The sequence below is a fragment of the Roseofilum acuticapitatum BLCC-M154 genome (assembly GCF_030068475.1).
GTDB classification, from domain to species: domain Bacteria; phylum Cyanobacteriota; class Cyanobacteriia; order Cyanobacteriales; family Desertifilaceae; genus Roseofilum; species Roseofilum acuticapitatum.
In genome coordinates, this window is the sequence record NZ_JAQOSP010000066.1 from 1 (window position 1) to 21,472 (window position 21,472).

General features: G+C 46.3%; 19 protein-coding genes. 5 read left to right on the forward strand and 14 right to left on the reverse strand.

All coding sequences use genetic code 11. The features are described from left to right. The 4 genes from PMG71_RS09560 to PMG71_RS09575 all read right to left on the reverse strand — a co-directional run. Window positions 1-371, reverse strand: a 371-nt coding sequence (locus PMG71_RS09560; RefSeq protein WP_283753443.1) for a Uma2 family endonuclease, incomplete at its 3' end; no start/stop codon positions are given. A gap of 2 nt (window positions 372-373) precedes the next feature. Then, window positions 374-1,357: a hopanoid-associated sugar epimerase gene (gene hpnA, locus PMG71_RS09565; RefSeq protein ID WP_283753444.1), complete on the reverse strand. Its 984-nt coding sequence runs from the start codon at window positions 1,355-1,357 to the stop codon at window positions 374-376. Next, on the reverse strand, window positions 1,357-2,709 hold the full coding sequence (locus tag PMG71_RS09570) for a hypothetical protein (protein WP_283753445.1): 1,353 nt from the start codon (window positions 2,707-2,709) through the stop codon (window positions 1,357-1,359). The genes hpnA and PMG71_RS09570 overlap by 1 nt, the downstream gene beginning before the upstream one ends. A gap of 43 nt (window positions 2,710-2,752) precedes the next feature. Next, on the reverse strand, window positions 2,753-3,973 hold the full coding sequence (locus PMG71_RS09575; protein ID WP_283753446.1) for a glycosyltransferase family 4 protein: 1,221 nt from the start codon (window positions 3,971-3,973) through the stop codon (window positions 2,753-2,755). A 107-nt stretch (window positions 3,974-4,080) separates the two neighbouring features. Here PMG71_RS09575 and PMG71_RS09580 point away from each other — a divergent pair, with 107 nt between their 5' ends. Further along, the gene (locus tag PMG71_RS09580) at window positions 4,081-5,337 is read left to right on the forward strand and encodes a metallophosphoesterase family protein (RefSeq protein ID WP_283753447.1); all 1,257 of its coding nucleotides are present in this window, start codon (window positions 4,081-4,083) and stop codon (window positions 5,335-5,337) included. Here PMG71_RS09580 and bioD read toward each other — a convergent pair. Then, window positions 5,332-6,042 carry a dethiobiotin synthase gene (gene bioD, locus PMG71_RS09585; RefSeq protein WP_283753448.1) on the reverse strand — a complete coding sequence of 237 codons (711 nt, stop codon included), beginning with the start codon at window positions 6,040-6,042 and terminating at the stop codon, window positions 5,332-5,334. The two genes, PMG71_RS09580 and bioD, sit on opposite strands and share 6 nt — an antisense overlap. A 115-nt stretch (window positions 6,043-6,157) precedes the next feature. On the opposite strand from bioD, the gene PMG71_RS09590 reads away from it, so the two are divergent. After that, window positions 6,158-6,799, forward strand: coding sequence for a Uma2 family endonuclease (locus tag PMG71_RS09590; protein WP_283753449.1), 642 nt, complete (start codon window positions 6,158-6,160; stop codon window positions 6,797-6,799). On the opposite strand, the gene PMG71_RS09595 is transcribed toward PMG71_RS09590, so the two are convergent. The 5 genes from PMG71_RS09595 to PMG71_RS09615 all read right to left on the reverse strand — a co-directional run bounded on the left by PMG71_RS09595 (window position 6,780) and on the right by PMG71_RS09615 (window position 10,623). Further along, the gene (locus PMG71_RS09595; RefSeq protein ID WP_283753541.1) at window positions 6,780-7,112 is read right to left on the reverse strand and encodes a DUF433 domain-containing protein; all 333 of its coding nucleotides are present in this window, start codon (window positions 7,110-7,112) and stop codon (window positions 6,780-6,782) included. The genes PMG71_RS09590 and PMG71_RS09595 overlap by 20 nt on opposite strands. 82 nt (window positions 7,113-7,194) lie before the next feature. Continuing rightward, a complete protein-coding gene (locus PMG71_RS09600; RefSeq protein WP_347179238.1) occupies window positions 7,195-8,685 on the reverse strand; it encodes a site-2 protease family protein in 1,491 nt (496 codons plus the stop codon). A 472-nt stretch (window positions 8,686-9,157) separates the two neighbouring features. Continuing rightward, on the reverse strand, window positions 9,158-9,520 hold the full coding sequence (locus PMG71_RS09605) for a DUF433 domain-containing protein (protein WP_430541004.1): 363 nt from the start codon (window positions 9,518-9,520) through the stop codon (window positions 9,158-9,160). Between the two features lie 54 nt (window positions 9,521-9,574). Continuing rightward, window positions 9,575-10,246: a ribonuclease III gene (gene rnc, locus PMG71_RS09610; RefSeq protein WP_283753452.1), complete on the reverse strand. Its 672-nt coding sequence runs from the start codon at window positions 10,244-10,246 to the stop codon at window positions 9,575-9,577. Between the two features lie 146 nt (window positions 10,247-10,392). Then, window positions 10,393-10,623, reverse strand: coding sequence for an HNH endonuclease (locus tag PMG71_RS09615; protein WP_283753453.1), 231 nt, complete (start codon window positions 10,621-10,623; stop codon window positions 10,393-10,395). Window positions 10,624-10,991: 368 nt separating this feature from the next. Here PMG71_RS09615 and PMG71_RS09620 point away from each other — a divergent pair, with 368 nt between their 5' ends. After that, window positions 10,992-11,210, forward strand: coding sequence for a DUF433 domain-containing protein (locus tag PMG71_RS09620; protein ID WP_283753454.1), 219 nt, complete (start codon window positions 10,992-10,994; stop codon window positions 11,208-11,210). 1 nt (window position 11,211) lies between these two features. Continuing rightward, a complete protein-coding gene (locus PMG71_RS09625; RefSeq protein ID WP_283753455.1) occupies window positions 11,212-11,532 on the forward strand; it encodes a DUF5615 family PIN-like protein in 321 nt (106 codons plus the stop codon). 32 nt (window positions 11,533-11,564) lie between these two features. Here the strand turns inward: PMG71_RS09625 and murQ are convergent, their stop codons facing one another. Both murQ and PMG71_RS09635 read right to left on the reverse strand, forming a co-directional pair. Next, window positions 11,565-12,476 carry an N-acetylmuramic acid 6-phosphate etherase gene (gene murQ, locus PMG71_RS09630; RefSeq protein ID WP_283753456.1) on the reverse strand — a complete coding sequence of 304 codons (912 nt, stop codon included), beginning with the start codon at window positions 12,474-12,476 and terminating at the stop codon, window positions 11,565-11,567. Window positions 12,477-12,480: 4 nt separating this feature from the next. Continuing rightward, window positions 12,481-12,882: a DUF3110 domain-containing protein gene (locus PMG71_RS09635; protein ID WP_283753457.1), complete on the reverse strand. Its 402-nt coding sequence runs from the start codon at window positions 12,880-12,882 to the stop codon at window positions 12,481-12,483. Window positions 12,883-13,034: 152 nt separating this feature from the next. Between PMG71_RS09635 and PMG71_RS09640 the strand changes: the two genes are divergently transcribed. Continuing rightward, window positions 13,035-19,178, forward strand: coding sequence for a translocation/assembly module TamB domain-containing protein (locus PMG71_RS09640; protein WP_283753458.1), 6,144 nt, complete (start codon window positions 13,035-13,037; stop codon window positions 19,176-19,178). Window positions 19,179-19,502: 324 nt separating this feature from the next. Here PMG71_RS09640 and PMG71_RS09645 read toward each other — a convergent pair whose 3' ends face one another. Beyond that, window positions 19,503-20,441, reverse strand: a complete 939-nt coding sequence (locus tag PMG71_RS09645) for a hypothetical protein (RefSeq protein WP_283753459.1) — start codon at window positions 20,439-20,441, stop codon at window positions 19,503-19,505. A gap of 121 nt (window positions 20,442-20,562) precedes the next feature. After that, window positions 20,563-21,381: an SDR family NAD(P)-dependent oxidoreductase gene (locus PMG71_RS09650; RefSeq protein WP_283753460.1), complete on the reverse strand. Its 819-nt coding sequence runs from the start codon at window positions 21,379-21,381 to the stop codon at window positions 20,563-20,565. Window positions 21,382-21,472 lie beyond the last annotated feature (91 nt).

Genomic DNA, 21,472 nt, shown 5'->3' on the forward strand with positions numbered 1-21,472 from the left:
ATCACTAAGGTCATGGGTTGATCCGGTGACAAAATTTCAATAATCCAATCTGGATGACGCTCAAAACGATTCGCAATTTCCCCCTCTTCATCCTTGGGCAAATTGTCCCAGCGAATCACCGCAATATCCGGGACAATAGAGTGCCCAGCAAAAGTACAGCGCAATTCAGTTAAAGCATAAGCTAACTTATTAGGTTTTGCCTGTTGATTAATAGAAGATGCAAGTTCAACCTGTAAAATACTATGTTTTCCTTGAGGCATAGGTTTTTGGGTTATTTCTCCATTGAAATATTCACGAGCAGGTTTGGTTTCTGGCAGTGTCAAAAAATGGTCTAAGCTAATCGCTTGGGGAGGGTCTACTGTTGCAATCATGGTTAATTTTTAATTGTTAATTGTTCATACCATTTTACTGCATCCTGAATTGCACCCTTAATATCCGACTGAGGTAAACCCAATTCTCGGACGGCTTTAGAAGCGCTATAGTACATCGGATGTTGGGACATACGCACCCCATCTAGGGGAACAGAGGGCGCTTTACCCAGGGGTGCGAGTAGGGTTTCATCGAGCCAAGCAACGGTCAGAGGAAGCCATAGAGGAACAGTTTGGGTGGGTGCAGGAATACCCGTGATTTCTGCTAGATATTCGAGGAAGGTTTTTAGGGTGAGGTTTTGATTTCCGAGGATATAGCGATCGCCTCTTTTCCCCTTTTCCAGTGCCAAAATATGCCCCTGAGCCACATCCCGCACATCGATAAAATTTAACCCCGTATCTACATAAGCAGGCATTTGCCTACGCAGAAACCGGACGATAATATCCCCTGTCGGAGTCGGTTTGCGATCCCAGGGGCCAATCGGCGTACTGGGATTAACAATGACAATATCTTGTCCCAGTTTAACGGCTTTATGGGCTTCCTGTTCTGCTAGATATTTGGATTTTTTGTAAGCTCCAATCAGTTTATTCAGGGGGCTTTGATGGGTTTCATCAACAGGTTTTTGGGAGTCTCCCACACCAATGGCTGCCACAGAACTGGTATAAACTGTGCGTTCAATCCCTGCCTCACGAGCTGCCGCCAGTATCTTTTGTGTCCCCAATACATTCTCGTGATAAAGTGCTTTAGCATCTCTTTGCCAGAGGGAATAGAGCGCCCCACAATGAAACAGAACGTCACATCCAGCCATCTGCTGACTTAAATGGGGCGTATGAAAATCCCCCACCACAGTTTCTATATCGAGTCCATGCAGATTATCCGTACAACTCTGGGGACGGACTAAGGCGCGAACTTGATAATTCTGGTCGAGGAGCGATCGCACCAAATTCGCCCCCACAAAACCCGTTCCCCCCGTCACAAATGCTTTCATCAAAAATCCACCAAATTCTCCTCAACTCCCTGTTCTTTCAGCCAGGCGATCGCCCCTTCCGGCCCATCCTGGGCCCGTCGTAACAGCGCCCCCCAAGTCAGAACTGCCTTCTGCTCCGGATCAACGGCGATCGCCCCCTTAATCCGATTCCACAACCCCCCCCTATCCGTCGCCAACAAGCGATCGATTTCCTCCCGACTCTCCGAAGCCTTATAAATCTCCAACGCCTCATCCCAGCGCCCATCAACGATCCGCGTTAACACTTGCTGACTCGGAGAAGCCCAAGATTGCTTCCCATTATGGGCACTCAAATAAGCATGACGGTTAATCAACTCCCATTGTCCTTGAATATCCACCGACCATCCCGGCTGATTCCACAAACCGTGCAACCGTTCCTTTGCCGGAGTCCATAACCCACTTTTTGCCAACTGCATCGCCTCCGTATATTCAGAAGCCTTTAAAAGAGAGCGATCCAGAGAAATCGGTTGCAACTCCACAGGAGCCGGTAAAAACGTCCTCGGCTGTAGTTGATACATCTCAAACCGAGGCTCTAAACCCACCGTCTGATTCACCGTCAAAAACGGCTGTTTTGGCCACTTCGGATGCTTCGACCACACCGGCAACTCATTGGCTGGACTCGTCCAACTCGCAAACGACGACACATAGGTAGTTTTCGGATTGTAATAAATCATCTGACCATAGAGAATCTCTTTTCCCTCCCTCGTCACCGTCCCCGTCAAATTCACCCACTGGGCCGACTCACTATTGACTAGAGCGCCATTACTCCACTTGAGACCCGTCAACGGTAGCGGTTCATTCGAGTGTTCCGTTTCTAAGTTCAAAGGCTTGAGAACCAATGCTTCTGTTGGGGACTCGATCTCCAATTGATTAATAAACTGATAGACCGGTTTTTCCCGCTCAAACGGCTCTGGATCGCTAATATAGCGATAAACTCTTAACTGATCGATATACTGACAAGTCGGAGATCCGGGAGCCTCCGATTGACACCCCTGACGATGGGCAAAAATCGGCAGCATGATATCTCTATAGGGGCCCACCTTCATCTCCAAGGCATAACCGGGAGTGTAACCCGATTGAATCAGTTTTTCCTCAATTTCATCTAAGGTTTGCAGAGACCGGCGATTCATTTCCCCCAACTGGGTCGTTTTCGGTAAATATTGATTCACCCAAATGAGAGCATCTGGATTAACCATCAATCTGAACGCGATCCAGACTCCACCGACTACACTACTAAGTCCCAAGATCAACACAATCAGGCCAAAGATGGCCTGTAGGGAAGAAGGCCGTCTAGGGTCTCTTTCCGAAAATACGCTTCCTGTATCCTCATTCATAGCTTTTCAGTGCAGATCAATCGGACTATCTTTATGATTAAGATTAACCTTGAGTAGCAGTAAGGAGCGCTTGTTCATAACGCATACCTACCCGTTCCCAAGTGTACTCCTGTTCAATGAACTCTCGCCCATTACGGGACAGTTTTTTTCTTAAAGGCGGATTTTCAAACAAACGACTAATATTAACCACATAATCTTCTAGGGTATTCGCTCGCAGGGCCCGTTGGGGAATTTCTGGCCCATCGACCGCTAAACCCTCCAAAGCGCGATCGCTCGCTACCAGTGGAATACCCGTAGCCATAGCTTCCAGGGTCTTATTCTTCATTCCCAAACCCTGACGAATAGGAATCACACAAACCGTCGCGCTCTGCAAATATTCCACCAGAGAAGGAACTTCTCCTGTAACGGTGATTCCTGGATTATCCCCCAGAGCGCTTACTTCCCCTACAGGTCTAGCACCAACCAGCATCAGGGAGACCTCTGGATAGCGATTTTGCAGTTGAGGAAATACTTCTAAACTTAAAAACTGGGCCGCATCAATATTGATGGGATCATCCATTGCTCCCATAAACACCAATTGATAGCCGCCCGGATCTTCAGTACGCTTAGAAAACAAGTTTAAATCCACACCATTGCCAATGACACTAATGCGGCTTTCTGAATTGATCTCCAGGAGAGTCCGTTTATCCTCAGCCGTCATCACCACTAGATGGCGAAACTTACTGGTATAGCGCTTTTCATACTGTCGCAATAACGGTAAACTCATTTGATCTCGCACTTGATTGGGCGAAGTTTTGGTTTCTAATTGATTTTTATGGGTGCGATACACTGAGTTATGAATATTCGCCAGGGTTCCATAATGATTTTGCCACTCTGGACGCACATAAATTTCATTGACTCGATGCTCGCAGGCGATCAGATCAAAGCTTCCCGCAGCAACCGCTCCATCTATCCACTCTTGCATGGGTTCGGAAAAAATCGCTTTCACATGAGCAGGGGTTCCCTGTTGAAAGAAGTCTTGGAAGCGTTTCAAGGTGGATAACTTTCCAGAAGGGGGTTCTGGAGGACGGGGAAAGACAACTAACTCATGGACATACTCGCGTAAGGCTTCAAGGTCTGTATCACTGACTGCTTCCGTCTGTTGGGTGACTAGGGTGATAGAATGATTTCGACTTAAATATTGCAGTAAATGAAAAGTTCTCATCTGTGTTCTCCCTTCTGTGGGAGGATAAGGAAAGGTGACAGAGAGCATTAAAATTTTCATTGTTTTTTAATAGTGATATTCAATGCTATCTATTATTCATCATCTCTGATGAAGCATCAATATTTGTCGAATCTTGCAGAGGCTGATCTTAATTCTTACCCTTAAGTATGGCTCGATTTCTACACCTGTCAGATGTTCATTTGGGATTCGATCGCTACGAGAATGCAGAGCGGACGAAGGATTTCTTTTTTGCGTTTCAGGATGCTCTGGAGAAATATGCGATCGCCGAATCGGTGGATTTTGTCATCATTGCCGGAGACTTATTCGAGCATCGCCAGATTTTACCGGCAACCCTGAACCAGGCTCAGATTGGTCTAGAATTGCTGCAAAGGGCGAATATTCCGGTTTTGGCGATCGAAGGGAATCATGATAATCTCCCCTACGGCACTAGAACCAGTTGGCTGCGCTATCTGTCTGATAGTGGGTTACTGATTTTACTCGAACCCAATGCCCAACAAACCTACGATCGCTGGACTCCGGAAACACGACAGGGAGGTTATATCGATCTGCCTTGTGATGTGAGGGTGATTGGATCTCGCTGGTATGGTGCTTCTGCTCCGAAAGCGATTCTTCAGTTGGCAGAGTCAATTCAAAAGTTGCCCACTCCCCCGACTTATCAGATCATGTTATTTCATCATGGTTTAGAAGGACAAATTTCTCGCTATTCGGGGGCACTCAAATATGAGGAGTTACAACCGCTCAAGGATGCGGGAATTGATTACTTGGCTTTGGGTCATATTCATAAACAGTATACGGCCGAAGGATGGATTTTTAATCCTGGCTCTACAGAAGCTAATAGTATTGCTGAGGGACAAGATCAAAACCCTAGGGGAGTGTATTTAGTCACTCTAGAGAATGGGGAAATTAACGCCGAATTAAAGCGAGATTATTATCAGCGACCGATTATCCGTCTTAAGTTAAAGGTGAATAAGGAGCAAACGCAAGAGGAGGTCGAAGAAGTGGCGGTGGAGAAGGTGAGTAAGGAAAAAGACCAGATGAGGGGGGCGATCGTGGAGTTGCGAATTGAGGGACAATTGGGCTTTAACCGCTTAGATATTAATGTCCGTCAATTACGGCAAAAATTACATCAAAAAAGTGAAGCCCTGATTTTCTTGCTCAAATATGAAGTCACCGGAACTGAATATGAAAGTCCCTTTCCCAAAGGTGGAGAACCCCCCAAACGGGAAGAGATTGAACAACAGGTTTTTGAGGATTTACTCAGCGCCAATACCAATTATCAGCATCAAGCCGAACCTCTAGCAAAAGGCTTAAGAGTGCTGAAAGAACAGATTTTAGAGAGCGAACATCCCTCGGTTCTCTATCAGTTTATTGAGCAACTGTTGACCGAGGAAGAATCCTCATAAATGGGCCATAGGAGCCGCAATTTTTAACGGATTAAAAAGTCGCTCTAAGTCAAGATTAGCGGCTGCTTGAGTCAGTTTCTTGACATCTCTGGGGTTGTCTAAGTAGGGGAGTGTGCCCAGAATCGGCATTTGCGTCAGGGACTCGATCAGGTCAATGGGGGCCCAGTGTTCCTGTTCCGTGGGGGTGCAGGGACGGGTGCAGTTGAGTACCAGTCCGATCAGGGGGACGCGATATTGACGAGCGAGGGCAACATTAGCGACGGTTTGGGCGATCGCCCCCAACTTCACCGGAACCACCAACACCGTCGGTAATTTCCAATCTCTCGCTAAGTCGGCAATGACCAACTCATGGGTAATCGGCGAACCCAGACCCCCCAAACCTTCCACCAGCACCCACTCTTTGCTCTCCTGAAGCCTAGTAAACGCCTGCCATATAGGGGCAAGGTCAATGATTCTATTCTCCACTTCTGCGGCGATCGGAGGGGCTACAGGGGTTTGCAGATAGAGAGGAGTAATCGATTCTGGAGACTGGTCGAGGGTGAATAAATCGAGATAAAGTTCCAGATCTCCCACCCCAGATTGAATCGGTTTCATCACCCCCAGGGAGCGGTCTTTATAGTAGGTTTGCCAATAAGCAATCAGGGCTGTCGTTAAGACACTTTTGCCCGTTTCCGTATCCGTTCCTGTAATTAGTAGACTTTTCATGAGTTAGAGGTTAATTGAAGAAAGTTAGGGATTCTACAGAAATAAAATCTATGATTGACTCTTCAAAAAGGATATATTATAATATTATCATTTAATCTAACACCTTTTTTATCTAATGTTGTTAGAATTCAACCCCCTCAAAATCCAAGCTGGCCAGCAAATCTTGCTAAACAATGTGAGCTGGCAGCAATTAGACCACTTTTTAACTGAATTTGGCGAACATCCTGCTGTCAGGCTGTCTTATAGTCATGGGTTATTAGAAATAATGGTTCCTCTCCCAGAACATGAAAAAGCCAAAGAAATCATTGGCGATATGGTCAAAATCCTACTGAACGAACAGGGGAGAAATTATGAATCGTTAGGGTCAACCACCTTAAAAAATGCCCAAATGACTCAAGCAGTTGAACCGGATGCCTGTTTTTATATTCAAAATCAAGCAGCAATTATTGGCAAAGAGCGACTCGATTTGACCCTTGACCCCCCTCCTGATTTAGCCATAGAAATCGATCTGACTTCTCGAACTCGCTTAGAACATTATCAACGTTTAGGGGTACTAGAACTCTGGCGCTATTCCTCCAATGGATTAGAAATTCATCTCTTACAAGGTGGACAGTATATTACCTCAGAGCAAAGTCCCACATTTCCCAACATTCCCATTATTAAATGGGTAAATCAATCTGTCGAGGAAAGTAAAGTATCGGGGAGTAGTCAAGCCCTGCAAATGTTTAGGAATTGGGTCAAGACATTAGAATTCTAACTTCGGCTTTTGCTTTCAATTGTCGAAATCTCTGTCGTGCAGGAGAAGGATTCTGTTGTTGCGCTTCTCGTTGTTGACGACAAAACTCTAGCCAATCTGCCAAGTAAGCACTCACCTCTTCTTTGTGGTGTAAATAGTAAAGAATAGTGGCATAAACCTCTTCTAGGGTAATGGTTTCAAATTGTTGGGCAATTTCTTCGGCAGTTTTGGCGCGGTAAATATACTCGTAAAGAACGCTTTCGATACCGATGCGACTGCCCTTGATGCGGATATCATCAGGGGCAAGAAAATTGAAGTAGTCCCGAATTTGCATAGTCAATCAAGCCGTTTCAGTGTTTTTAGAATAATCAACTTTTAATCCTGTGATTAAATCCCCCCATTTCCCCATCTTCCTATCACCCAATGCCCAAGCGCCCGGCTAAACTGGGGGTTAAAGGCATGAGGGTAGCAATCATTAAAAATAGAGCTAAAAGAGCTAGAGCAGCGCGAGCATCATTGGGTTCTGTAATTTCATTGGAACTGGGTCGTTCTAGATCCCGTTGTAGGACTAAAATAACGATCACCCAATACAATGCCAAAGGAGTCACAAAAGAGGCAAACCCCAACACAATTAAAGTGGCGATGGTCGTAATTCCGGCAATTTTGCGTCCGTAAATCGCTTGTACCATGCGCCCCCCATCCAATTGACCCGCAGGCATCAGGTTAATGGCACTGAGAACTAAACCTAACCATCCCATCAAGGTTAAAGGATGCACATCCACCAAGGAATTTTGCAGCACATCCCCTAAAATTCCCCGTGCTAAAGTTCCCACTAAAACTGAGCCTTGGAAAAATTGGGAGGGAATTTGAAATAGACTACCGGGATGGGATAAAGATAAACCCAAAATTAACAGAAATAGGGATAATAAACCCCCTGCTGCTGGCCCCGCGAAGGCAATATCAAACAGGACGCTACGGTTGGGTAAGATAGATTCAAACCGGGTAATTGCGCCAAAGGAACCGACTTGCCAGGTGGGGAGGAAAAAAGGGAAACTGAGGCGAACTTGGTATTTTTGCGCCATCCAGCGATGGCCCAACTCATGGGCTAATAATATCACCCACAGACCAATGGCGATCGGCATGGCTTCCGGCCATCTTGACCATTCGCTGAACCAGTCAAAGCCTTGAAAAATGCCCCCCGCTTCTAAACTGGTGGCAATGGTGGCAAGTCCTAACCCTGCTGCTAAGGCCTTTTGCCCCAAGTTGAGGGGTTGGGGGTCTTGGCTTTGGGGCAGTACGATCGCCACAGGCTTATTATCCGGCCCTATCACTAAGAATAACCGATAGCGATCGCCCACCCGCTCCTTTAACCGCTCCGAAAGCTTCTCATAGGCCATATCCGGGTCACCCCGTAAATTCCCCTTAAAAATCGCCCCTTCCTGATACGGCAAGGTTTCCGTCAAAAAATAAGTATCGATGCCAAAAATTTCCTTAATCTGGTTCAACTCCTCTGCGGGGATACCCATGGGTTCTGAAGACACCATCGAAGGCATTTCTCCCGTCTGAGCAGCAAACGCTTGGTCTTGCTCCTCCCTCTGTTTTAGGCGCTCTGCCACCTGTTGACGCAACAGCTCATCCTGTCCCGATACTCGCAACTGCCTACCCAAGAAAATATAAATCGCCGTTGAACCTAGCAGCAAAAACAAAATTCCCGCCAGGTTGAGATAAATTCCCAGGGAAAACAGCCCAAAAAACAACAACCAGGGAACCATCAGCACCACGGACTGCAACCAAGCCAGGATTCCCAACCTACCATAGGGACGAGCGCGTTGAAAGCCCCAAAACAAGATGCCCAGGGCAATCAGTAAGATCAAGAATGTGAGGGAATTGTTGGATATGGCAGACATCATAGAGGAATTGCAGATGAAACAGAATGCCATACCTTAGCCCAGAAAGCCAAGGGATAGCTGAAGGTAATTATACCAGTGGAGAGGGGCGTGTTGATAGTTGACCGTAAACTTATCATCAAGACTTACGCATTACATCTATCCGTAGTGGATTGTTTCAGCTAATTTGGTGCTTTAGGAATGCGTAGCGTAGCGTGTCCGCAGGACAAACGTCTCGCTCGCTAGAGAAACCAGCGAGCGAGATGCTAGAGAAACCAGCGAGCAAGATGCTAGAGAAACCAGCGAGCAAGATGCTAGAGAAACCAGCGAGCAAGATGCTAGAGAAACCAGCGAGCGAGATGCTAGAGAAACCAGCGAGCAAGATGCTAGAGAAACCAGCGAGCAAGATGCTAGAGAAACCAGCGAGCAAGATGCTCGCACTCCTCATAGCTATCCCAATTGTAATCGACCAAAAATTTCATTATTTTTCAGATTAATGTTTGGCTTTTTGCTCCTCAAGTTTTTTCCATAAATGTTCCTTACCAGGTGCGCGAGAATGGGCAGATATTCGCGCAAAATACTCTCGATTTCGCTCTTCCCAGTATTGACGAATTTCTTCTCTAGTTTTCAGCACTTCCTGATACTCGGCTTCGACTTCATCGCGATAACATTCCAGATAAGACAAAGCGCCATCGATTTGTTCCTGACTCAAGTTAAACTTATCGCGGATTAATTTCGGTGGATACTCTAGCTTTAGAAAATCCAAAATATCATACAGCGTAATTCGGCTGCCTTTAAGGGTTAATCCACGCTCTGTGCGAATAATCATCTCTTGTGTTTCTGAAGTCTGAGTAATCATGAGCCTTAAAACAGATGGTATCTAAAATTATAGCCTAAAATGAAAGATGAATTATATAATTCCCTTTTCCTTCAACTTTTTTAGGGCATAAGTAGCCGCTTCCTTTTCTGCATCTTTTTTACTGCGTCCTTTGCCTCTACCCCAGGCTTTATCATTAATAAAAACTGTAGACATGAATTCTGGAGCATGATCCATGCCGCCGATTTTTTTAGTCACATATTTGGGAGGAGTTTTGGCTCCCTTCGCTTGGACTAATTCCTGTAATCGATTTTTTGAGTCAATGTTGGAACGAGCAATCATTTCCTCTTGAGGCACAGAATCAAACAGTTCTTCGATTACAGGACGGACTTTTTCCATATTTTGATCGCAATCTAAATAGTAAGCCCCAACAATAGCTTCAAAGGTACTACTGAGTAAATTAGGATTTTGATATCCGCCTTCTTTAATTAACCCTTGACTTAGACGCATTTTGAAAGCTATACCCACTTCAACTGCAAATCTAGCCAATTGTTTTTGATCCACTAAAGCAGAGCGCCGTCTGGTCATTTCATCTTCTCCCATTTCCGGATAGCGCTGATAGAGATATTGACCACTGATAAACGTCAAAATCGCATCACCGAGAAATTCTAAACGTTCATTGTGTCCTATAGATCCAGGATTTTCATTCACATAAGAACGATGGGTTAAGGCACGATCCAGAAGTTTTTCATCTTTAAACATCATTGGATTTTTTCTTTGTTTTGAATTCATCTCTTGATGATCTATATCCAATGTCATAAATATTTTTTTGATAACTTATCTTCATCCTCTATTATACTATATATTAAAGTAGGGGCAGGTTTCAAACCTGCCCCTACGACAAAAGTAGACTACCTCACTTTTTCCCTAAAAGATTGGGGAGGAAAAAGGCTATTTCCTCGTTGATTATTGCAGGAAAAACAGGTAAGACGCAGATTTTCTAAAGAGTTAGAACCTCCTTTACTTTTGGGTTTTAGATGATCCATGGTCAATTGTTCGCGTGGAAATTCACGTCCACACCACCAACATCGACTACCATATTCTTCAAGTAACTTTTGCTTTTTCTTTTGTTTGGAATTCATAGTTGATTATTCCAATAACTACAATTGGAATATCGCGTGCAACGAAAAGACGCGCTTAAGTGAATAAGCGACAGTTTTTCTATGACACCTTAGTAAACGTCTCAAACTTACTACCTTCGAGCCTCAAACCAGTGCAGATCCAGTCTGCTGAACTACCAGTTATCTGAAGGACTCATTCCTTATTCAGATCCATGCTAGGCCAGAATACTGGACTTGCACTAACCTGAGAATCGGAGGTAATACCCATGAGACGAACACTTATGGATATTCTTGCCTTGGATTATGGCACAAAATAATCTTTAATGTCAAGATTCTCAGGTATACATTGATAAAATAACAGAGTTTAGACTATGGGAGATGCCAGACTAATGCTTAAAGATAGCTCACTGATTACTATATCCCCTGATATCATGAGTGGAACGCCAGTGTTTGCAGGCACTAGGGTTCCGGTGCAAACGCTTTGGGATTATCTCAAAGCAGGTGAATCCATTAATGACTTTTTAGATGGATTTCCCACAGTAACTAAAGAGCAAGTGATTCAGGTTCTTGAAGAAGCGGGAAAACAACTGGTTGGTCAGGTTGCCTAAGATGAGAATTCTGTTAGACGAATGTATCGATCGTAAACTGGCACGAGAGTTCGTTAATCACGAGATCATCACTGTCCCTCAGATGGGATGGTCTGGAATAAAAAATGGTCAGCTCCTTTCCCTTGCGGAAATAGAGTTTGATGTTTTTCTTACAGTGGATCGCAATTTGCCATTTCAGCAGAATTTACCACAGTTTGACATTGCAGTAATTGTGTTGCAAGCAACATCTAATCGTTTAGTAGATCTCCAGCCTTTAGTACCCTCAGTTTTAGCTGTTTTAGAGCAGGCAACAAAAGGGCAAGCAACAATAGTGAGCGCTTAACCAATTAACAGAATTTTTTACTAAAGCATATTCTACTCGCGGGTAGAATATGCAGCCAAAGCCGATCGCAGATTTCCGTGGTTTTGATCCAAATACTCTTGAGCCATTGGAGCCTCGCATCCTGTCCAAGCCATCAGTAAAGCTACCTTAACCCGTTGTCCGCTCTGATCTAACAGTTGCTCGCATTGCGATCGCCCCAACTCCGTTAAATCCTCTAAAATGCGTAAAGCGCGATCGCGTAACTTCGTATTCGTCACCGCCACATCCACCATCCGGTTCCCATACACCTTACCCAACCTCACCATCACCCCAGTAGACAAAATATTCAGCGCCATTTTCGTCGCCGTTCCCGCCTTTAAGCGCGTCGAACCCGCCAAAACTTCCGGCCCCACTAACAAGCGAATGTCCACATCCACTGCTACCGAAACTTGCTCCACTGGCACGCAAGCCATAAAAATCGTCGTTGCACCCTGCGCTTTCGCCCCCTGTAACGCCCCCTGAACATAGGGCGTTGTGCCGCCAGCCGTAATGCCCACCACCACATCCTTTGAGGTCACCTGATACTGCTCAATCACCTGCACCCCGTCCTCAAACCTGTCCTCTAAGCCCTCAGAACTGCGGACTAAAGCCGCTTCACCCCCGGCTAAAATCCCCTGTACCATCTTTGGGTCAGAACAGAACGTAGGCGGACATTCAGCCGCATCCAGCACCCCCAAGCGGCCGCTCGTTCCCGCCCCTACATAAAACAACCGTCCCCCATCTTGAAGGGCGATCGCCGTCCGGTCAATCGCTTCAGCTAACTGTTCCTTCGCCTGGGAACAAGCCGCCACCGTTTGGGCATCCTCCCGGTTAAACAGCTCCACCAACTCCACCGTCCCCAGTTCATCCAGCGTCAAACTTTGAGGATTAATTTGCTCCGTTAACAGATGACCCCGATTTTCCATAGTCTTATAACAATCCTTCCAAATTCTTGCGAATGCGATCGAGTTCCTCCGAACTCATATCCGACTCAGACTCCTCAGCACTCGGTACATCAGACTCTTCCTCACTCCAGTCCAAAGAATCCACATTACTATCTGGAGGAATCACCAGCTTACCCTCACCGATCCACTCGAAATCTAAATCTGCGTCTGCACAAAATGCCTTAATCTCCTCCTCATCAATTCCCTCTACCGTAGGAGAAGGAAAATCCTGAGCCTCCAACTGTAAAGCAAACCGAGTGGCATCATCCTCCACTTCAAAGATTAAAACCTTATTTCGCACTTCCCTAGGATCGGGGTGGGGAACCCGAATAGTGTGAATCCCCTCATTTTCCGTGCCAACATTAAACAATAAAACATAAACTCGCATAAGCTACTAAAAGTGAATGCTCCTAAATTTAATATTTTCCCTTATCTTATAGCAGTTAGGGAATGGGGGGATAGGGGAGATGGGGAGATGGGGAGATGGGGAGATGGGGAACACGAAGATCTCCTATTGCCTATTCCCTAGACAACTATGGCATGATCGAGACAGGTGTGAGTATTTCAGAACGGTGTGAGGCTATGACGAGCAATAACGATCCCAATCAACTGCCAGAATCGGATCTTGAAGCTATGGATGCTGAAGATCAAGACGAGCAATGGGAAGAAGAGGAAGAATCTGGAGGATGGCGACGTTGGGTTGGCTTGGCTTTAGGAGGCGTGGTGCTGCTCTTGGTGGCTGGAGCAGGCTATGGTTGGTATTGGGTGAATCGGGGACTTGGCCCGATGGTGGCTCAAGCTTTGACTAAAAGCCTCAACCGTCCTCTGGAAATTGGCCCGGTAGAGAGAGTCTCATTTAATAGTATCCGCTTTGGCCGTTCTGGACTGCCCGCAACTGCGAGCGATCGCGACAATGCTACGGTAGAAGCAGTAGAAGTGAAGTTTAATCCCATTGATGTGATTGACAATGAGATTAATCTGGATCTGACCTTAATTAATCCCCAAGTTTATTTAGAAGAGGATGCAGAGCGTCAATGGCTGAATCTGGACATTACCCAGGAAGAGCCAAAAGAAGGGCAATTTAAAATTAATGTGATTAAGGCTGGGGTGCAAGATGCTACGGTGGAGTTGGTTCCCTGGAAAGGAGAAGGGGCGAGTCTTGAACATAGCGTGACGTTTAAGCCGATTCGCGCCACTGCTGACTTTTTCGATGAGTATAATCGAATTCGCTTTGATGCAACTGTGGCTCAGGATAGCAGTCCGGGAGAGGTGCAAGCCAAGGGAGAATTTTTGCAGCAGGAGCAACGGGTGAGGGTGCAGGTGCGATCGCAAAATTTAGACCTGATTCCCCTGACTAACTTAGTGCCCAATTTACCCCCAGAAGTAGCATTAATGGGCGGTAAAGTGAATGGCAATCTCAATGGACAGATTAATCTGCAAGATATTCAAGCCTCTTTGATTAATGGGACGCTCTTCGTCAGTGAAGTGGCTGGACAGTATACTTTACCAGCACCTCAGCCAGAAGAGAATAAACAACCGCAACTGCCTCCAGAAAGCACAGAAACGGCTCAATTTGATATTACTCAAGTTCCCCTCTATCTCTCCGAAGGGAAAGCGACTCTACAATTCCAAGATCAATTGGTGTTGGTGGAAGAAGGCTCAATTCTCTATGCAGATACCCTTCCGATCACCCTAGAAGGGGGCATTCATCTGCAACAGGGAATTGAGGTAGTTGCCTCTTTAGCGCCGGTAACGTTTGAAACCTTAGAGAAAACCATTAAGACTCAATTGCCGGTACAAGCAACCGGAGAATTTGAAGTTAAGGCGAAGTTGCAGGGGCCGTTTGAGCAACCGTTGCTGATCGGATTGTTTCAAACGACGCAACCGACCCAAATCGATCGCCTGGAATTTGCCGAAATTAGCACCCAATTTGCTTATGCTAATTCGACGATCGCCGTTCAAGGCCTGAAATTAGTTCCTACCTTGGGGGGTGAAATTCTAGGACAGGGAGAGTTGCAATTACCCATGGGTGAACCTCAAGAAGTCATGGGGCCAGAATTACCGGGAACTGCATCCACAGAAACAGCTAATCCTAACTCCCAACAACCCTTTTTAGTCTTTGAGGCGCAAGGGCAAAATGTCCCTATCGATGCGATCGCCCAACTCTACCAACTACCGAGTAATATTACCCTAGGTACAGTGTCGCCTAAAATGCGCCTCATGGGCCCCCTCAATGATTTACAGGCGATCGCCCAAACCGATCTCGCTGGCGGCCAAGTGCAAGCTGTTTCCCGTCTGGTCGGTTTAGATCTAGGAACTGACACCGTAGGGGCGGGTGTAAGGGCGGGTTCTGCACCATCTGGGTTGGAAGACGAAACGACAGGTGAACCCGCCCCTACGGGTGAATCTGCAACACCATCAACACCCAAAATCCCCTTACAACTGCAAACCGAAATTCGCGCAGAAAACGTCCAATTAGCAAGCCTCTCTCCCCTGGTTCCTCCGCAACTGGCTGTACCATTTAGCGGGGGGGCGCGGATGATTGTCCCTCTAGAAAACTTTAGTCCGAATCGAGTAGAGGCGATCGCCGAAGGACAGTTAAATATAGCCGGAGGACTGGTGAATGTATCCGGGCGTTTGCAGAATAACCAAATTGCCAGCTTAGTGCAAGCCAATAATGTGCAATTGGGGCAATTTCGCAGCGAACTGGAGCAATTTGTACCCCCAGAGCAATTTCAACTCCCCTTTGGAGAAACTGCACCCTTTACCGGAGTCGTGGAAATGGTTGGCCCCGCCGATAACCCGAATCTATCGGCATTTCAAGGACGATTGCAAGGCACTCTGAATTTAGCTGGAGGCATCATTAGAGGTGGCGGAAGATTAGAAGGTGGACAATGGGAAGCCGCCCTAGACATTAACCAAGTGCAAGCCACGCGCTTGTCTCCCCAGTTGCAGTTAGCCGCTAGAGAACAGACCATCCTGCAAACGCCCCTAACCGCAACCGTGAACTTAAAAGGAAATGTCAATAACTTATCACCAGAGGCCATTACAGCAGAAGCAAAAGCCGATTTAGATATTGCCGGTGGTCGAGTGAATGCGATCGCCCAAACCCTCAATGGAGAATGGAAAGCTTCTGTACGAGCTGATGGGGTGAAGGTTGACCAGCTATCTGCCCAAGTCCCAGCCGATGTGCCCAGTTTATCCTTTAGTGGGGTTGCTAATGCCCAGGGGCGCTTAGAGAACCTGTCCCCCGATACTCTGATCAATAGTGTTTTTGCCCAAGCCCAAGGATTGGTGAATGTGGGTAATAGTGTCGTTAATGTAGAGGCGATCGCCCAACAAGGCCAATGGCAAGCGAAAATGAATGCCGAACAGGTGGAGTTAGACCAGTTGGGTTTAGCCCTACCGCCTGAGTTCCAAAGGCTGACAGGAGCAGGACAGATGGTTGCGGGGGGACGGTTGGATAATTTCGATCCAACAGCTATACGAGCCACAGCAGAAGTTTTACTCTCTAAGTTGCCCATCTTAGAGCAAGGGCCGTTTCTCTCTCGCATGGTCTGGAATGGTCGTTCTTTGGATATTATCGCTGGGGCAGGTTCGGTAGTGGTTCCTTCGTCTTCCCAGCCCTCCGTAGGGGCGGGTTTACAGAATTTTGGGTCTTCCAACCCAGATCTGGGTAAACCCGCCCCTACAACCTTGGCCCCCAGAGCATCTGGACTGCAAGTTGCCGGTCAAATTGTGCCCAATTTCCAGGATTTAATGGCTTCTCGGTATAATTTCAATGCCGAAGTTGCAGATTTAAATTTAGCCGCCCTCCCCTTTACCCTCCCTGATGGTGTGGTGGTGCAAGGCTTAGTAGATTTTGCTGGACGTATTGCCGGAACAGGATTACAGCCGAATCTAGAAGGGAAAATGCGCTTGCGGAATGCGATCGTCAATCAAATTGCCTTCGATCCAGTGATCGAGGGGCCAATTCAATTTACACCCAGTCAGGGAGCGGCGATCGCCCTCAAAGGAGAATCAGACGAAATTTCCGCAGTTCTTGGCCCCACATTTATGCCAGAGTCATTTACGTTTAAGATTGGGGAGGCGATCGCCACCGGACAACAAACCCCAGCTTCTGAAGGCTCAGATTTAACCAACTTTAAGGTCAATATCGCCCAATTTCCCCTAGATTTGGTCAATCTGATTCCTACAGCCAATCCTTTAGGGCCAATCTCCGGTAAAGTTTCGGGTAACTTTAACCTCAGTTTCCCCAAAATCTTCGATCCGATGGCGATTATTGCCCAAGGAGAAATTCAAATCGATCAACCCTCGATTGGCACAGTGAAGGGTGAGTTACTCACCGCGAAATTAAACTATGGTGGAGGTCAAGGACAATTAACCGATACTCAGCTCAAAATTGGTGAGAGTGAATATAATTTGCAAGGAGCTGTAAATCTAACCGATCTGAGCGATCCCCAATTTGAAGCCGATGTCAAAATTGCCCAAGGTAGCATACAAGATATCCTGCAAGTCTTGCAGATTTTTGACCTAGAAGATATTGCCCAAGGCTTCGCACCTGCCATCGGAACAGCCGCAGATTTAGGCACTTTGACCTTTGATGAAGGCGAGAGAACCCTAGAAGAGCAGTTGCGTCGCTTCTCCGAAATCCTCAGATTACAGGATTTACGACAACAAGATCGCGATCGCTTCCCCATCCCTGCTCTCGCCCAATTGCAAGGCGCATTTGATGGCAATATTAAAGTCTCCGGTTCCCTCAAACAAGGACTCTCAGCCAACATCGATTTATTGGGTCAAAACTGGATCTGGGGGAAATATAGTTTTAACCCCATTATTGTTAAAGGCAATCTAAAAGATAATGTCCTCACCTTACTTCCCGTTCGCATTGAATCCAGCGAAGGATTAATCACATTTTCTGGACAAGTAGGAGGAGAACAACAATCCGGTCAGCTCAAAGTTGAAAATGTTCCCGTAGACTTAATTCAGCAATTTATTCCCGATTTACCCGTCGATTTAACTGGAAAAATCAATACCACAGCAACTCTTTTAGGAGGAAGCCTACAAAATCCTCAAGTCATTGGCCAATTAGGCTTATCAGAAGGCACATTAAATGAAGAGTCAATTCAAGAAGCCACCGGTAACTTTTCCCTATCTGATGGACGCTTACGATTTGGGGGCAAGCTCTTAGTCACAGGAGAATCTCCCGTAACGCTAACCGGTAGCATCCCCAGTCCCCTCCCCTTTGGTTCAGTTTCTCCCATTTCCCAAGAAATTCAGTTAGACCTAAACCTAGAAAATGAAGGTTTAGGAATCTTAAATGTTCTCACTCGTCAACAACTTAATTGGGTCGCAGGTAAAGGAAACGTCAATATCAAAGTTTCCGGAACTGTAGATAATCCCATCGCGGTTGGAGAAGCCACTATTGCTGATGCCACCCTGCAATCTCAAACTCTTGCAGAACCTTTGAGTAATGTCAATGGTGTAGTTAAGTTTAACGGTGAAAAAGTCTATATCGAGAACCTCACCGGAGATTTTAGTCGAGGAAAAGTACAAGTATCGGGCTTAATTCCCCTTTCCGATCCAGATTTAAATTTATCTGAAGAAGAAGCAGCTCTCCCCCTGAAAATTGAGTTACAAGAAATTGATTTTAACTTCCAAGATATCTATAATGGAGGCGTAAATGGCACTATTGAAATTGCTGGAGCAGCCTTAGAGCCGGTGATTAAAGGCAATATTATCCTCACCGAAGGTAAGATCTTTCCCGCCGAAGCTACAAAACTCCAAAAAACCGATCAAGCTGATGCCGCTTCTTCTTCTAATCCCTTGCTTCCAGTCTTTAATGGCTTTAAGATTGATTTAACCGATGGGATAGCCATTCTACAACCCGGTTTTGTCGATATTCGCGGGGAAGGAACCCTAACAGTTAATGGGCCAATTGATGATATCCTTGCCGATGGGGTGATAGATATTAATCGGGGATTTATTAACATTATTTCTACCCAATTCCGTGTAGATCGCGAACAGGAGAATAAAGCAAGATTTCTGCCCAGTCAAGGTTTAGATCCCGATCTAAATTTACATCTGGAAGCCTCTATTTCTGAGGTTAAAGGCAGTCGGCAACCAGACGTTGTATTCTGGGGACAAAATGAAATTGATGATACGCCACCTTTGGATAATAATGAGACGGAAACGTTACGCATTCAGGCAACGGTAACTGGGCCCGCATCTCAGTTAGAGAATAACTTAGAATTAACCAGTTCTCCAGTACGCAGTCGTTCGGAAATTATTGCCCTGATTGGGGGTGGTTTCTTGAATACTATTGGGGGGGGCGGCAATACAACTTTGGCACTGGTGAATATTGCTGGATCGACGGTTTTATCTAATCTGCAAACGACTTTAGGGGATGCTCTAGGGTTGACTGAGTTGCGACTGTATCCGGTGGAAGATCGATCGCGCCGAGGGGCGATTGGTTTAGCAGGAGAAGCGACTTTAGATATTACCAATCAGTTTTCTGCTTCTTTGGGTAAAACTTTAACCGCCAGCGATCCGGTGCGCCTCCGGTTCCGCTATCGTTTGAGTGACGATTTAGTGTTGCGTGCAGCTACTGATTTAGGGGGTGAAGAGTCAGGACAACGCCGAACCGATAGTCGCCTTCAATTTGAGTTCCGCAAGCGGTTTTAATCGGATGGGAATAATATCATATCAAGTCCGGTTTCCGCAAGCGGACATGAAAATTTGTTAAGAAGCGGGCAAGATGCCCGCACTCCTCGAATTCTTTGATATGATATCAAGTCCGGATAAAGGGTGAAGAAGCGGGCAAGATGCCCGCACTCCTCTAATCCCTTGATATTACTGGAGTGGGAGCGTCTCGCTCCCTAAATTTTTAATTATGGTATTTCCGCTTCGCGGACATGAACAATCGGACTTGATATGACTGGAGTGGGAGCATCTTGCTCCCTAGATTTTGAATGATGGCAATACTTCATTACCGCGCCAAGTGCTGTATCAAGTCTGATTGAAGCGATCGAGTAACTCCTGCCGCGATAAGTTCAGAATGGCTTGGGTTCTCTCTAAAGGCGATAATTCAATGAGAGGATCAATCATTTGCGCTAATTGATCGTCAATTTCTCCAAATTTGACTTGCAACATGCTCTCAATCATCAGGCGCTGTCCTTGCTGAACCCCTTGTTGAAGTCCTTGCTGAACGCCCTGTTGAAGTCCTTGCTGAATCCCTTGTTGATTAGCCGTTTCTAACTGTTGCAAATAAATAGTTGATAGTTCCATCATCAACTCCCGATCGCTCTCATCTAAATCTTGACGTTTTTCTAAAATCATGAGTAACCCATAGAGTAATTCTAGCGTTTTTCCTCGAAAGGGATGAACTTCGGGCAGATCCTTAAGCTCAGAAATTGCCTCTTTTTGCACTTTCCCTTTTCCCAAAAGTCGTAACCACAAGGTTTCTGGGATCTTGGAGAGTTGATGAATCACAATAATTCCCGCTTTGAACCCTGATGCAAAGGGATAAATCCCTGGGGGATGATGCTCTCGTTGGGGAAAAGCGGCAAAGCTCCTTAAGAGGTTTTCAGAAGCGGTGGGGGATAAAATCCATAATTGGGCAATATCGCGATCGCACACTTCCGTATCTTCTCGGTTGGCTTTGCGCCTGAGTTCAGCTTCTAAATCCCAACTTTTCCCTAAGCAACTGCGGATTTCTTCGGGTTTGACTGGATTGCGAAAGGGTTCAAATACGGTAGCAGATGGGATGAGTTCTCCTAGTAATCCCAGTTGCTCTATTCCTCCTGGATGGGGAGAAAACGGGACAAAAAATACATCAATTTGCCGAACTTCTGAGACTACATCTAAACTGGTTTCAACTTCTCCAAAGGGTTTGAGCAGTTCTCGGAGATATTGTTTAGCAAATTGGTCATGAATAAAACGAGTCATAATTACCCTTTTGAGACTCTTGTTTAGATTAGCACTCAGAGCTGGTCATGGGTAAGTGTGTTCTTTAAAGTGGCGTGAGGGAGATAGGAACAAAGGTGTTCCCATCTCCCGATTCTGATGATTAAGCGGCTCGATCGCTCTCAGCAGGCGATCGCAACGGTAAGATGTTACGATCGGGAGCTGCTAAGGAAACGACCTTTTGCATCACTTGCGGGAAGAAGCGCCCCATGAGGGAGGCGACTTTTCCTTGCCATCCGACGACAATTTCATCATCTCGATCGCGTAAACCCGCGACTAGAGATTTGGCAACCATTTCGACGCTATCGGTGGCTACCCAACGGAATTTTTCCGTATTCCGCACCATGTCGGTGTCGGTGAGGGATGGCAGCAGGGCGACAACGCGCACGCCTTTGGGGGCGAGTTCTTGGCGGAGGGCTTGGGTAAAGCCGACGAGAGCGAATTTGGTGGCGGAGTAAGTGGCGTAGGTGGGAGCGGCAACTTTACCCATGAGACTCGATACGTTGACAATAGTCCCCTGGGAACGGGATACCATGCGTTTGGCAATTAAGCGGGTAATGCGGAAGGTTCCCAGGAGATTGACGTTGATTTCTTCTTCGATTTTACGGGGGTTGGTGGCTAGAAAGTCCCCTTGGTGGGCAACTCCAGCGTTGTTGATCAGCAGATCAATGGGGCCATAGTCCCGCCAAGCTCTGGCGATCGCCCCATCTAAGGCTTGACCATCTGTCATATCAACGGCTAGGGGTACAGATTCGACTTGAGGATACTGCTGTTGGAGTATTTCAACCATTTGTTGCAGGCGCTGAGAATCGCGGGCAACCAGGAGTAAACGTTTCACTCCTTGGGCAGCAAGCTCTAAAGCGATCGCTCGCCCAATGCCTCGTGATGCTCCAGTTATGAGTACAACTTGTCCTTGGATCATGGATTGAACCTCCTTTCATCGGACAGGGTTGACAACGGCCACAGGATGACGACGTTATCTATCTTATTGTTTCAAAGGCTTGACAAATTGA